The organism is Streptomyces sp. NPDC088194 (assembly GCF_040702025.1).
Taxonomy (GTDB): Bacteria; Actinomycetota; Actinomycetes; order Streptomycetales; family Streptomycetaceae; genus Actinacidiphila.
Genome location: NZ_JBFBIV010000034.1, coordinates 49,220 through 62,963 on the forward strand (window position 1 = coordinate 49,220; position 13,744 = coordinate 62,963).

Annotated in this window: 11 protein-coding genes and 1 pseudogene; 7 read left to right on the forward strand and 5 right to left on the reverse strand. The window is 72.4% G+C overall.

Annotated features, from left to right (window positions below):
- Positions 1-121: 121 nt before the first annotated feature.
- The gene (locus AB0399_RS20315; RefSeq protein ID WP_366412275.1) at positions 122-1,129 is read right to left on the reverse strand and encodes an NADPH:quinone reductase; all 1,008 of its coding nucleotides are present in this window, start codon (positions 1,127-1,129) and stop codon (positions 122-124) included.
- Between the two features lie 165 nt (positions 1,130-1,294).
- Between AB0399_RS20315 and AB0399_RS20320 the strand changes: the two genes are divergently transcribed.
- The gene (locus tag AB0399_RS20320) at positions 1,295-1,741 is read left to right on the forward strand and encodes a group II truncated hemoglobin (protein ID WP_328463196.1); all 447 of its coding nucleotides are present in this window, start codon (positions 1,295-1,297) and stop codon (positions 1,739-1,741) included.
- Positions 1,742-1,770: 29 nt separating this feature from the next.
- Here the strand turns inward: AB0399_RS20320 and AB0399_RS20325 are convergent, their stop codons facing one another.
- From AB0399_RS20325 to AB0399_RS20335, 3 genes are all read right to left on the reverse strand, one after another.
- A complete protein-coding gene (locus AB0399_RS20325; protein WP_329370242.1) occupies positions 1,771-2,139 on the reverse strand; it encodes a hypothetical protein in 369 nt (122 codons plus the stop codon).
- Between the two features lie 132 nt (positions 2,140-2,271).
- A complete protein-coding gene (locus AB0399_RS20330) occupies positions 2,272-3,141 on the reverse strand; it encodes a Gfo/Idh/MocA family oxidoreductase (RefSeq protein ID WP_329374365.1) in 870 nt (289 codons plus the stop codon).
- A 2-nt stretch (positions 3,142-3,143) separates the two neighbouring features.
- The gene (locus AB0399_RS20335) at positions 3,144-3,518 is read right to left on the reverse strand and encodes a 5-carboxymethyl-2-hydroxymuconate Delta-isomerase (protein ID WP_366412276.1); all 375 of its coding nucleotides are present in this window, start codon (positions 3,516-3,518) and stop codon (positions 3,144-3,146) included.
- 223 nt (positions 3,519-3,741) lie between these two features.
- On the opposite strand from AB0399_RS20335, the gene glnII reads away from it, so the two are divergent.
- The gene (gene glnII, locus AB0399_RS20340; protein WP_328463203.1) at positions 3,742-4,761 is read left to right on the forward strand and encodes a glutamine synthetase; all 1,020 of its coding nucleotides are present in this window, start codon (positions 3,742-3,744) and stop codon (positions 4,759-4,761) included.
- 158 nt (positions 4,762-4,919) lie between these two features.
- Entirely contained in the window at positions 4,920-7,040 is a 2,121-nt protein-coding gene (locus AB0399_RS20345) for a hypothetical protein (RefSeq protein WP_366412277.1), read from the forward strand.
- Between the two features lie 47 nt (positions 7,041-7,087).
- Here the strand turns inward: AB0399_RS20345 and AB0399_RS20350 are convergent, their stop codons facing one another.
- Positions 7,088-7,624 carry a GNAT family N-acetyltransferase gene (locus AB0399_RS20350; protein WP_366412278.1) on the reverse strand — a complete coding sequence of 179 codons (537 nt, stop codon included), beginning with the start codon at positions 7,622-7,624 and terminating at the stop codon, positions 7,088-7,090.
- A gap of 804 nt (positions 7,625-8,428) precedes the next feature.
- Here AB0399_RS20350 and AB0399_RS20355 point away from each other — a divergent pair.
- From AB0399_RS20355 to AB0399_RS20370, 4 genes and pseudogenes are all read left to right on the forward strand, one after another.
- Positions 8,429-9,724, forward strand: coding sequence for an extracellular solute-binding protein (locus tag AB0399_RS20355; protein WP_329370234.1), 1,296 nt, complete (start codon positions 8,429-8,431; stop codon positions 9,722-9,724).
- A gap of 249 nt (positions 9,725-9,973) precedes the next feature.
- Complete coding sequence (locus AB0399_RS20360; protein WP_329374364.1) at positions 9,974-10,849, forward strand: sugar ABC transporter permease; 876 nt, start codon at positions 9,974-9,976, stop codon at positions 10,847-10,849.
- Between the two features lie 13 nt (positions 10,850-10,862).
- A complete protein-coding gene (locus tag AB0399_RS20365; protein WP_366412279.1) occupies positions 10,863-11,768 on the forward strand; it encodes a carbohydrate ABC transporter permease in 906 nt (301 codons plus the stop codon).
- A 149-nt stretch (positions 11,769-11,917) separates the two neighbouring features.
- Positions 11,918-13,597 (forward strand): annotated as a pseudogene (locus AB0399_RS20370) (glycoside hydrolase family 13 protein); the annotation flags it as partial.
- Positions 13,598-13,744 lie beyond the last annotated feature (147 nt).

Sequence of the window (13,744 nt, forward strand, 5' to 3'; positions counted from 1 at the left end):
CGCGCGCGCCACGCCGTAAGCGCACCGTCCTTACGCCCGCCCGCGCGCACCGTCCTCGCGCCGCCCGCGCGCACGCCGCCCGCACGCCCTCCGCGAAACGGCTACACCGCCTGCGAACTCCCTACGGCGCCACGTCGATCAGCACCTTGCCGACCGCCCCGTCCCGTACCGCCTCGTGTGCCTCCGCGGTGCGCTCCAGCGGGAAACGGTGGAACGGCAGCCCCACCTCCGGGCCGGCGCGCAACGCGCCGTCGGCGAGCGCGGCGGAGATCGCGGCCACGGCCTCGTCCTTCGCCTCGTCCGGCACCGTGTAGAGCAGCAGCCCCTGCCAGCGCAGGTTCGTGAACATCGAGGGGCGGACCGGCACGACGAACTCCTGGGAGTCGTCCGCGTAGAACGCGATCACCGCGTTGTTCGCGGTGACGGCCGCGTCCAGCTCCACGTTGTGCGCCGGGGCGACCTCGACCACGATGTGCACGCCGTCGGGCGCGATCCGGCGGATCTCGGCCGCCGCGTCCTGCTCGCGGTAGTTGACGACGTGGTGGGCGCCGGCCGCGGTGGCCAGCGCGGCCTTCTCCGGGCCGCTGACCGTGGTGATGACGGTGGCGCCGGCCCAACGGGCGAGCTGGATCGCGGCGTTGCCCACCGCGCCCGCGCCGCCGGCGACCAGGACCGTACGCCCGTCGAGCGCGCCGGGGGCCAGCCGGGTGGGGCCGTACTCCGCCACGGTCAGCGCGCGGTGGGCGGTGATCGCGGGCACCCCGATGCTGGCGCCGAGGTCGAACGACGCACCGTCCGGCAGCGGTACGGCCTGCCGGGCCGGCACCGTGGTGACCTCCTGCGCGGTGCCGTCGGGCCGCCGGTGGGCCGACTCCCACAGCCACACCCGCTCGCCGACCCGCTCGGCCGGTACGCCCGCGCCGACCGCGTCGATCACGCCGGAACCGTCCTGGTTGGGCACCTGCGGCCGTTCCGGCTCCGTGCCCTGCCGCGACTTCCAGTCCGTCGGATTGACTCCGGAGACCCGGACCTTCACCCGCACCTCACCGGGCCCGGGTTCCGGCACCGGCCGGTCGGTGAGGGTGAGTACGTCGGGTCCGCCACTGGTGGTGTAAACGATGGCCTTCATGATCAGTGCAAACTACTCCCGCCGCGCTTCTCTTCCCGGCGCGGCGCGACCACGGAACGGCACTTGCCCTCGTTCGCCATCTCCTCGCGGAAGCCGCTGCTCCGTTTGGTGCGCTCGCGGCGAAGCCGCGTGCTCCCGGCCCTCCCCGGAACGAGGATGGGACACATGCCCGAGCAGCCGAGCTTCTACGACGCCCTCGGCGGTGCCGACGCCCTGCACCGCCTGATCGACTCCTTCTACGACCAGGTCCTCCAGGACCCCCTGCTGGCACCGGTCTTCGCCGACTTCACGCCCACCCACGTCGAGCACGTGGTGGTGTGGCTGTCGGAGGTGTTCGGCGGCCCCGCGGAGTACAGCGCGAAGCTCGGCGGCCACCACGCCCTGCTCTCCCACCATGTCGATCTCGCGATCACCGAGGAACAGCGGGCCCGGTGGGTGGAGTTGATGCTCGCCACGGCCGCGAAGGAACTGCCCGCCGACGCCCTGCTGCAGCGGCGCTTCGCGGAGTACGTCGAGTGGGGTACGCGCATCGCGAAGTCGGTGTCCCAGCCGGGCGCGACGGTGGGCGACCCGGGGCCGACGCCGCGCTGGGGGTGGGACGGGCTGGACTGAGCCCACCGCGCCCCGTCACCCGCTGTCGGTTACATCGACGGCTCGGGCAGCTCCACCCGGTCCGCCGTCGGGGCGATCCGCGGGCCGCGCGGCACATAGCTGCCCGACGCCCCGCCGTGCCCCCGGTGCACCAGCAGCCCGGCCAGCGGGTCCGGCACCGCGTCGAGCGCGGCCCGGGTGCCGGGGAGCGAGCGCCACCACAGCCACGACTCCTCCGTCAGGAAGGCGACTTCGAGCACGACGCCCCAGCTGTGCGTGTACCACTCCCACTGCGTCGCGCCGTTGGTCACCAGCGACTCGGCGAGCGCCTGGGTGTGGGCGTCGCGCCATGCCGCGGCGGAGATCTCCGCGTGCTCGGCGTCCATGACCTCGATCGACCACCAGTCCGCAGCGTTCATCCTTCGACGATAGGCATCGGCCACGGTGTCCGGTAGGGGTGCAACACGCCCTGACCGTGATCCTTTTCGCCCGGGTGCGCTCTTTGCGCGCACCCGGGCGGAATTGCCCCCTGGAACCGGGGACCAGAACCCCTACGAGCCGAGCGCTTCCTCCGCCGCGGCAAGGATCTCCGTGACCCGCAGCCCGAACCGGGCGTCGCACGGGTGCGGTTCCGCGGCGGTCAGCGCGTCGATCGCGCGCGCCATCGCGTCGGTCGCCGGGCCGCTGACACCGTCGGGAAACGTCGCGATCCCGGGCGCGCCCCGGAACTCGATCGCCACGCCGGCGCCGGCCGGCGGCGAGGTCAGCGTCAGTACGGAGGTGCTCGACGCGCCGGAGTCGTGCCGCAGCGTCAGGTGGACCAGGTCGCCCGGGCCGCGGGCCGCGTGCACCTCGGTGGCGTCGCCGAGCACCGGCAGCAGCACCGACAGGGCGTGCGGGCCGACGTCCCACAGTCCGCCCTTCTCCCGCCGCCACGGCGAGTCGGCGTACGGGCTGGTGTCGCCGCCGAAGACCGCGCCGTACCAGTCGGCGCGGCCGGTGAACCACTGCCCGGCCGCGGCCTGGCGCTCCAGCCACCCGGACGCGCCGGCGTCGAAGCGCAGCGTGAAGAACACCACCGAGCGCACCCCGGTGGACTCCACGGCCGCGACCACCTCCCGCGCGGCCTCGACGGTCTGCGCGAGCGGCTTGTCCAGCAGCAGGTGGCGTCCGGCCCGTGCCGCCTTCGCGGCCAGCGGTGCCTGGAGGGACGGCGGCAGGGCGATCGCCACCGCGTCCACGTCGTCGATCAGCGCGTCGGGGTCGCCGTACGCGCGCCCGCCGAACTCCCGCGCCAGTTGCTCGGCCGCCTCCGGCCGGCGCCCCCACACCCCGGCCAGTTCCACGCCCGGGTGGGCGGCCAGCGCGGGTGCGTGCGCCTTCGACGCCCACGGGCCGGTCCCGAACAGCCCCACCCGCAGCGTCATGAACTCACCGCCGGCGTCTCGTGGCGGGCGTACGTCTCGCGGTCCAGCTCCCGTACGTCGACCGACATCTGGAGCTCCGCGGCCGGCAGCGGCGGGACGGAGTCGCGCAGCAGTTCCAGCACCGCCTCGGCCAGCTCCCGCCTCACCTGCGGGGTGCGGCCGGACAGGATGCCGGCCTGCACGTGGACCATGGCGTAGCCCGGTGATCCGTCGGCGATGTACGTCTCGTCGAGCCGGACGAAGCGGGTCTTGCAGCCCGCGGCCCGGCCGCCGGCGATCCGCACGAGGGCTTCGTGCAGGCCCTTGGCGAAACGGGGTCGGTCGAAGGTGTCGGCGAGTTCGGCGGAGTACTCCACGATGCTGTGCGGCATGTCACCGACCCTACCCGGGCCGGGTGCCGGCCCGGGTAATGCGGGCACCCTCTGGGACGGGCGGGGCGGATGAGGAGGTTCCCGCTGGTCACGGCGGTCAGTTCACACGTGGTTAACACCTGGGCAACGGATGGGAAAACCGCCGTTGGGACGCTGCGTACCGGCCCGATCAGCGCGGCTCGGGGCCGCACCCGCGCTCACGTTCGTTAAGGATGGCGTCACCGTGACCTACAAGGCTGAGTACATCTGGATAGACGGCACCGCGCCGACGGCCAAGCTCCGCTCGAAGACGAGGATTCTCGCCGACGGCGCCGAGCTGCCGATCTGGGGCTTCGACGGCTCCAGCACCAACCAGGCCGAGGGTCACGCCTCGGACCGCGTACTCAAGCCGGTCGCCACCTTCGCCGACCCGATCCGCGGCGGCGACGACAAGCTCGTGCTGTGCGAGGTCTTCGACATCGACGGCACCCCGCACGAGTCCAACACGCGCGCGGCGCTGCGGGAGATCGCCGAGAAGTTCGCCGACCAGGAGTCGCTGTTCGGCATCGAGCAGGAGTACACGTTCTTCCAGGGCTCGCGCCCGCTCGGCTTCCCGGAGAACGGCTTCCCCGCGCCCCAGGGCGGCTACTACTGCGGCGTCGGCGCCGACGAGATCTTCGGCCGCCCGGTGGTGGAGAAGCACCTCGACAACTGCCTCGCCGCGGGCCTGGGCATCTCCGGCATCAACGCCGAGGTGATGCCGGGCCAGTGGGAGTTCCAGGTCGGCCCGCTCAGCCCGCTGGAGGTCTCCGACCACCTGTGGGTGGCGCGCTGGCTGCTCTACCGCACCGCCGAGGACTTCGGCGTCTCCGCCACCCTCGACCCCAAGCCCGCCAAGGGCGACTGGAACGGCGCGGGCGCGCACACCAACTTCTCCACCAAGAAGATGCGCGAGAACTACGAGGCGATCATCGAGGCCGCCGAGGCGCTGGGCCGCGACGACAAGCCGCTGGAGCACATCAAGAACTACGGCCCCGGCGTCGAGCACCGCCTCACCGGCGCCCACGAGACCGCCCCGTGGAACGAGTACAGCTACGGCGTCTCCAACCGCGGCGCGTCGGTGCGCATCCCGTGGCAGGTCGAGGTGGACCAGAAGGGCTACATCGAGGACCGCCGCCCGAACGCGAACATCGACCCGTACGTGGTGACGCGGCTGATCGTGGACACTTGCGGCAGCGCGTTGGAGAAGGCCGGCCTGGTCTGAGACCGGGTCCGTACCACTCCGGCCCGCGAGGGGGCGCCTCCGCCGAACCGGCGGGGGCGCCCTTGCCGTTGTCCCTCCGGCGTCCCGCCGCGGCGGCGCTCACACGATCGGGTGACGCCGCCGGGTGACCATCGCACTGACGGCTCGTTCGACACTGCGTGAAGACGCAAGCGGCATCCGAGACCTCCGCATCCTCCCGCGGCTCGTCCGCCACCGTGTCGGTGGCGCAGGCCGAGGCGGCCCTGATCGAGCACTACCCGCGGCTGGTACGGCTGGCCTACGTGACGCTGCCGGCCGGCCTCGGCAAGCACCGCCGGGCGATGGCCGCGCACCGGCTGGTGCAGTCCGCGCTGCCGACCTCGCCCGCACCCTCGCGGCAGGGCGGCGCGTACGGGGTGCTGCGGGTGCGGGTGCTGCGCGCGGCACTGGAGTTCGGCGACCAGGGCCGGCTGCGGGCGGCCCTGGAGGGCGTACGGATGCCGCGGGTGGTGGGGCTGCGGGCGCACCCGCAGGCGGGCGGCGACGGGGAGTTGGCGCTCTACCGCGCGCTGTCCGCGCTGCCGGCCCCGGCCCGGGCGGCGTACGCGCTGATGTCCGCGGAGGCCCTGGGCGAGCCGGACGCGCGCGGTGTGCTGGACGCGGCGGGCGTGAGCGACCCGCGCGAGGCGGTACGGGCGGCGGCCGGCGTCCGCGTCCCCGCGCAGGCGGCCGCGGGCGGCACCGGTACGGGCGCCGTGCCGGGCATGGTGACCGGGGTCGTGACGGGTGCGGGCGTCGACGCCGGTCCGGGCCTGGACCTGGGCCTGGGCAGTGGCGCGTTCACCGGTGCCGGGACCCGCTCCGGCACGACGGCGGCGGGACCGGCCGCGGGCCGCCGGCTGATGGCGTCAGGCGAGTTCGACGCCTGCACGCTGCAACTGCGCCCCACCGACCTGCTGCGGCGCCGCCGCCGGGGACGGATCGGCGGCGGCGCGGCCGCGGTGGTCGCCGCCGGCGCGCTGCTGTTCGCGATCGCCGGCAGCGGCTCCTCCTCGCAGCACTACGCGGCTTCCGGCACGCCCGCCGCCGACCCGCACGCGCTGGACCCGGCCTCGCTGGTCCGGGTGCCGGCCACCCAGTGGAAGGCCACCGCCCGGCTGGACTTCTCGGCCTGGCCGGCGCGCGGCAACCGTACGAAGGACACCGCGCTGCTCGGCCGGGCGCTGTCGGTGTGGGCGAACCCCGGGGCGTCGGTGGACGTCAGCTCCACCGCGGGCACCCCCAGGAGCGGCCCCGCGCAGCCGCCGCAACTGCTCTTCGCCGGGGACGAGGACGCCGCGACCGTGGTGATCTTCTACGACGGGCTGCGGGTGGTGCGCTACGCCCAGCCGAGGACCGGTTCCGGCCGGGCCGCGCTGGACTTCGCGCAGGCCGAGGACGCGGATCTGACCACGTCGGCGGCGCTGCTGGTGGACCGGGTGGACGGCAACGCCCGCTTCCTGACCGCGCCGTGGGTGGCACAGACGCAGGTCAGGGACCTGTTCAAGCCGGACCAGGCGGCCACCGACCTGCACCGTTCCGCGGACGGCGTGACCGACCCGGTGCCGATGCCGGGCGCGGGCGCGACCGCGGGGACCACCGGTTCGGCGGCGTGCGGGACGACCTGGCCGGTGATGCAGTTGCGCTCCTCCAGCTCGATCGCCGAGAAGCACTCCTTCCTGCTCACCGACCTCGGCGACCTCGCGCCGGTGCACCTCACGTACACCCCGCCGCCGTCCGTGGGCGAGGCGGCGCCGCCGGTGGAGGCCACCGGGCCGAAGGCGCTGGTGAGTTGGGCGCACAGCGCGTGCCGGCTGGTCGAGCTGCGGGGGCAGGGCGTGAAGGCCGTCAACGACTGGGAGTTCGCGGACACCGCGCTGCCCGAGGGCGCGGGCGACGCGTCGTGGACGTGCGACCGGGCGGACACCTGGCGGGGGCCGGGCATCGCGCTGGTGCAGTTCGTGCCGCCCGCCGCGAAGGCCGACGAACTCGGCACGCTGGCCGGGCAGCAGGCCGACGGGAACGCGTGCAGCCGCTTCGACCAGCATGTGATGGCCGGGGTGATGTGGAAGTCGCCCGCGGACCACTGGTACCTGCTGGCGGCCGGCAGCCGTGACACCGCGTCGATCACGGCGACGCACGGGGTGAACGCCACGTCCGAGGGGCCCTTCCTGGCGACCCCGGCCGCGCGCGGCACCCGTGCGGCCCTCACCGGGCGCCTCACCGACGGCAAGCCGCTGGCGCCGCTGGGCAACGACTAGGACGGGCCGGGCCGGGCGGGCCGAAAGGGGCCGGAGCCCGGGTCGGGCTAGGACGGCTGGGAGGGCGCCGGGCTCGGGGTCAGGACCGGGGGCTGGGCCGGGTGTTGCGGCACCAGGAGCCGCATCGTCACGTGGTCGTCGTCGCGGCCGTCCTCCTCCCAGCCCTGCCGGGCGTAGAAAGCGCGGGCGCGGGCGTTCGGCGCGAAGACCTCCAGGCGGGCCACGGCGACCTTGGCGGCCTGCCACTCGGCGACGCACGCCTGGTGCAGCGCGGTGCCGGTGCCGGTGCGCCACACCTCGGGGTCGATGTGGAAGTGGAACAGCTCGTCGCCGTCGAACCGGGCGCCGAGCACCGCGAACCCCACGATGTGATCCTGCCGCGTCGCGCACAGCACGGTGCGCTCCCGCGAGACGATCGCCTGCGCGGTCCCCGCCCGCTGCCGCTCCAACTCGGCCGGCCCGCTGTAGACCTCACTCGCCAGGTGTCCCCCGTAATACGTGGCCCTGGCTCGGGCGTGGACTCCACAGATCTCGTCCAAATCCTCGATCGAGGCGTGCCGGATCTCGAGTTGCGGGGTGCTCATGGGTACATGGACGCGCAAGATGCCCCAAAGGTTCCCCCACCCGGGGCATGGGTGACGCGCCTCACTTGCGGCGCCCCCGTGAAGGTCGTGCCCGCAACACGCAGTCCCTGTGCGGATGTTGTGCAGACCCCGCTCCCCGGAAAGCTCACAGCGAGCTCCCTTCGGCTCTTTCCGGCCAGGAAGTCGGCCGATTCATCCGGTCAAATCACTCCATCGGGTGATAAATTCCCGATCAGCGGCTTGCATCCGAACGGCTCCCATATGGTCACTCCATGGTCGCTTCCCGACACGAAGCGTCGCATCGCATATTCCAGGACCGCCCCGAACTCCTCACCCCGTCTTCGGCATCCTCGGCGTGCGGATTCCGCACCAACCGGTGATCGAGGTCCTGCCGACCTCAGCACCGTCGACGAACTCTTCACGAACGCCGGCTGAGCCGGACTCACCCACCAACCCTGCACACCCCCCTTCGCCGGACCGGGCTTGGCCCCGGTCCGGCGGAGGTGTTCGAGGGGTGGGGTGGGGGCGGCAATCGGGTTGCTGCAAAAGGGCGTAAGCGTTTTCGGGCGGGCGGGACGCGGAGGGGTCGCCGGGGGCGCCGTCGGGGGCCGGGAGCCCCCGGGTGGGGGCGGAGAGGCGGTGGATCGGCGGTGCAGGCTCTTGCAGAAAGTTTCTTGCAGCCTCTTTCGCAAAGTGTTGCACCGCTGTTACGGTCCTGCCCAGCCCGAGCGGAAACGGCCTGTGGGTGGGGTCGTTCGACGTCGGATCGGGTGAACGGGCACTTCCCTCATCAAGGAGTCAGGTATGCGACGCGGCATATCCGTCGTGGCGATGGCCGCGGCCATCGTCCTCGGTGCCACCGCCTGTGGCGGCGGCAGTGGCAGTGGCAGCACGCAGGACAGCGGCAAGGCGAAGGACCCCGCCCAGGTGTCGGGCACGGTCACGTACTGGGACACCTCCGACGCGAAGGTCGAGGCACCGGCGTACAAGGCGCTGATCTCCGGCTTCGAGAAGAAGTACCCCAAGATCAAGGTGAACTACCAGAACGTGGACTTCACCACCGTGGAGCAGAAGTTCAAGACCGCGGCGCAGAGCGGCAAGGGCGCGCCCGACGTGATCAGGACCGACGTCGGGCTGATCCCGGAGTACGCCTCGCTGCACTACATCGCGCCGCTGGACGGCACCACCGCCCTCACCGACACGGGCGACTTCGTGGCCGGGCCGCTCAACACCACGAAGTACGAAGGCAAGTCGTACGCCGTGCCGTCGGTCACCGACACCCTCGGGCTGCTCTACAACAAGAAGCTGTTCGCCCAGGCCGGCATCGCCAAGCCCCCGACCACCTGGGACGAGATGGTCGCCGACTCCGCGAAGATCAAGGCGAAGACCGGCGTCACCGGCACCTACATGAACCCCGACTCGTACTTCCTGCTGCCCTTCCTCTTCGGTGAGGGCGCCGACCTGGCCGACCCGTCCGCGAAGAAGGTCACCGTCAACTCCCCGGAGGCGGTCAAGGCCGTCACCGAGGCGAAGAAGATCTACGACACCTCCTCGCTGAAGATCGACTTCGCCAACGCCTACGACAACATGCAGACGTCGTTCAAGACCGGCAAGGTCGCCATGCTGATCCAGGGCCCCTGGTCGGTCGGCGACGACCTGACCGGCTCGGCCTTCAAGGACGGCGGCAACCTCGGCTACGCGTCGGTGCCGGCCGGCTCCACCGGCAAGCCGCTCGCCCCGACCGGCGGCCAGGACCTGGCCGTCTACCAGGGCTCGAAGAACCTCCCCGCGGCCTACCTGTTCACCCAGTTCATGACCTCCACCGCCAGCCAGGAGCAGATCGCGGTGAAGAACGGGACGCTGCCCACCCGCACCTCGGCGTACACCGCCGACGTGCTGAAGAGCCCGCAGATCGCCGGGTTCAAGCCGATCCTGGACACCGCCCGGCCGCGGGTCGCGCTCCCGCAGGTCGGCAGCCTGTTCACCCCGCTCCAGCAGGAGTACATCAAGATCCTCCAGGGCAAGGCCACCGTCCAGGGCGGACTGGACGACGCGGCCAAGCAGTTCGGCAAGCTGCTGCCGGACTACTCGGTGCAGTAGCACCCACCGGCTCCGGGCCGGCCGGCCGGGGTCTCGCCCGCCGCAGCACGCGGCGGGCGGGCCCACGCGCCCGACCGGCCGGCCCGGTCCTCCACCCGCCCCAGGCAACGACAGAGCCGAGGAGAGATGACCACCGCCACCGTAGAACGGGCCGAGCGCCCCGGCCGCCCCGCGCGGTCCAAGGAGCCCAGGCAGGGCCTGCTGACGTCGATCGCCCGCTCCTGGGACAAGCACTGGTACGCCTGGGCGATGGTCGCCCCCGTGGTGATCGTCCTCGGCGTCCTGGTGCTGTACCCGCTCGGATACGGCGTCTACCTGTCCTTCACCAACGCCACCGCGCAGAACGTCGCCACCGACATCGGCCCCGTGCACGTGCCGGCCAGCTACCACTTCGTCGGCCTGCACAACTACTGGCAGATCATCTCCGGCCAGGACGGCGACTTCTACCCGCGGCTGGAGTGGACGGTGATCTGGACCGTCGCCTGCGTCGGGATCACCTACTCCATCGGGCTGGGCATGGCGGTGCTGCTCAACCGGCCGATGCGGTTCCGGCTGCTGTACCGGCTCGCGCTGATCCTGCCGTGGGCGGTGCCCGCCTTCGTCGGGGTGTTCGCCTGGCGGCTGATGTTCAACTCGCAGTACGGCGTCTTCAACGACGTCATCAACGTCGTCGGGCTGCCGTCCCAGGACTGGCTGGGCACGCCGTTCGCGCAGAAGGTCGCGGTCATCATCGTCAACGTCTGGTGCGGCGTGCCGTTCATGATGGTGGCGATCCTCGGCGGCCTCCAGTCGATCCCGGGCGAGCTCTACGAGGCCGCGGAGATGGACGGCGCCTCCCCGTTCCAGCGCTTCACGAACGTGACGGTGCCCGGGCTGCGCCCGGTGACCAGCACGGTGATCCTGCTGAGCACCGTGTGGACGTTCAACATGTTCCCGATCATCTACCTGCTGCTGGGCAGCAACACCAGCGGCGACACCGACATCCTCGTGACGTTCGCCTACGAGAAGGCGTTCGTCGGCATCTCCGACTACGCCGGCGCCGCGTCGTACGGCATCGTCATCCTGCTGATCCTGGTGGCCTTCTCCACCTTCTACCGCAGCCGCATCAAGACCGAGCAGAGCTGAGGAGCCGTCACCCATGAGTGCCACCATTCAGCGCGGCCGGAACCCGCGCGGCCCGGTGCGGCCCGGCCGCGGGCAGGACGGCCGCACACCGCGTGGCCGCGGAGAGCGCGGCACGGGCGCCTCGCTCGCCCTGCACGCCACCCTGATCGCCGCCAGCGCCGTCGCGGTCTTCCCGGTGCTGTGGATCGTCTTCATCTCGCTCGGCCCGGACAGCGCCTGGCAGCAGCCCGGCCAGGTGATCCACCATCTGGGCCTGGACAACTACCGGTTCGTGCTGCTGCACAGCGGCTTCCCGCACTGGATGCTCAACTCGGTGATCGTCGCCGGCGCCACGATGCTGCTGGGCGTGTTCATCGCGGCCAGCGCCGGCTACGCGATCTCCCGGATGAAGTTCCCCGGCCACCGGCAGCTGATGTGGATCTTCCTGGTCACCCAGATGTTCCCCGTCGCGGTGCTGATCGTCCCGCTGTACAACCTGATGGCCCGGCTGGACCTGCTCGACAGCTACCTCGGCCTGGTGCTCGTGTACTGCACCATCGCCGTGCCGTTCTGCGCGTGGATGCTCAAGGGCTACTTCGACACCATCCCGCGGGAGATCGACGAGGCGGGCCGGATGGACGGCCTCAGCCCGTTCGGCACCTTCTGGCGGCTGATCCTGCCGCTGGCCCGGCCGGGCCTGGCGGTCACCGCGTTCTACAGCTTCCTCACCGCGTGGGGCGAGGTCGCCTACTCCAGCCAGTTCATGAAGACGCACTACACCCTGGCCGCGGGACTGCCCACGTACGCGTCCAGCATCCGCGCCAACTGGGGTGCGATGACCGCGGGTTCGGTGCTCATCGCGATACCCGCGGCCGTCGTCTTCCTGCTCGTCCAGCGTCACCTGGTCACCGGTCTGACGGCCGGCGGGACCAAGGGCTGACGCGCCCAGCACCCCGCACCGACCCGGACCCAGCGCCCGGCACCCCGACCCCGGACCCCGGGCCCCGCACCAGCGCCCGGCACCCCGGACGCACACCCGCGCACGTCCGCACGCCACTTAGTCGTTCCCCCGAACCCCAAAGGGAATCAATGAGCCAGCACCTCACCGACGCGCCCAGCACCGCCGCCGCGACCGACGCAGACGCCGGGCGCGGAGACTGGTGGCGCGACGCGGTGATCTACCAGGTCTATCCGCGCAGCTTCGCCGACGGCAACGGCGACGGCATGGGCGACCTGCCGGGCATCACCGCCCGGCTGCCCTACCTGCGGGACCTCGGCGTCGACGCGGTGTGGCTGTCGCCGTTCTACGCCTCCCCGCAGGCCGACGCCGGCTACGACGTCGCCGACTACCGCGCGGTCGACCCGATGTTCGGCAACCTCACCGACGCCGACGACCTGGTCCGCGCCGCGCACGCGCTGTCCCTGCGCGTCATCGTGGACCTGGTGCCGAACCACTGCTCCGACCAGCACGAGTGGTTCAAGCAGGCGCTGCGCGAGGGCCCGGGCTCCGCGGCCCGCGACCGCTTCCACTTCCGCGCCGGCAAGGGCGCGCACGGCGAACTGCCGCCCAACGACTGGGAGTCCATCTTCGGCGGCCCGGCCTGGACCCGCGTCACCGAACCGGACGGCACCCCCGGCGCGTGGTACCTGCACCTGTTCGCCCCCGAGCAGCCGGACTTCAACTGGAACCACCGCGCGGTGCACGACGAGTTCCGCTCGGTGCTGCGGTTCTGGCTGGACCTGGGCATCGACGGCTTCCGGATCGACGTCGCGCACGGCCTGGTGAAGGCCGAGGGCCTGCCCGACATCGGCCACTCCGGCCAGGTGGCGCTGCTGGGCACCGCCGCGATGCCGTACTTCGACCAGGACGGCGTGCACGAGATCTACCGGGACTGGCGGCAGATCCTGGACGAGTACGGGCCGGTGGGAGCGGCCGGCGGCCGGGAGCGGATCGCGGTCGCCGAGGCGTGGACGCCGACCATCGAGCGGGCCGCGCTCTACCTGCGCCCCGACGAGCTGCACCAGGCGTTCAACTTCGAGTACCTGACCGCCGGTTGGAGCGCGGGCGCGCTGCGCGAGGTGATCGACCGGTCGCTGCACGCGATGGGCTCGGTCGGCGCGCCCGCGACCTGGGTGCTGTCCAACCACGACGTGACCCGGCACACCACCCGGCTCGGCAACCTCCCGCCGGTCAGCGCGGGGCAGAACCCCGAGGCGCCGCCGACCCAGTTGCGCACGCCGGGCGACCGCGCGCTCGGCCTGCGCCGGGCCCGCGCGGCGACCTTGCTGATGCTGGCCCTGCCCGGCTCGGCCTACCTCTACCAGGGCGAGGAGTTGGGGCTGCCCGACGTCACCGACCTGCCGGACGAGGTGCGCCAGGACCCGTCGTTCTTCCGCGCGGCCGGGCAGGACGGCTTCCGTGACGGCTGCCGGGTGCCGATCCCGTGGTCGGGCGGGGCCGCGCCGTACGGCTTCGGGCCGGCCGAGGGCGGACCGAGCTGGCTGCCGCAGCCCGGGCAGTGGGCCGAGCTGAGCGTCGAGGCGCAGACCGGCGACCCCGACTCGACCCTGGAGCTGTACCGCGCCGCGCTCGCGGTGCGCCGCGACCACCCCGCGCTCGGCGCCGGCACCGCCGTGGACTGGCTCGACGCGCCCGAGGGGGTGCTCGCCTTCCGCCGTGACGCGACCGGCGGCGCCTTCGTCTGCACCCTCAACCCCACCTCCTCCCCGGTACGGCTGCCCCGGCCGGGCCGGCTGCTGCTGTCCAGCGAGGGACCGGCCGCGGCACCGGACACCCGGCGCCCGGACACCCGGCGACCCGACCCGCTGCGTCCCGACGGTGACCCGATTACCGGAGGTTCGGGCGAATTCGTCACGATCGCCGCCGACACGGCAATTTGGTGGGCGATCTGACAT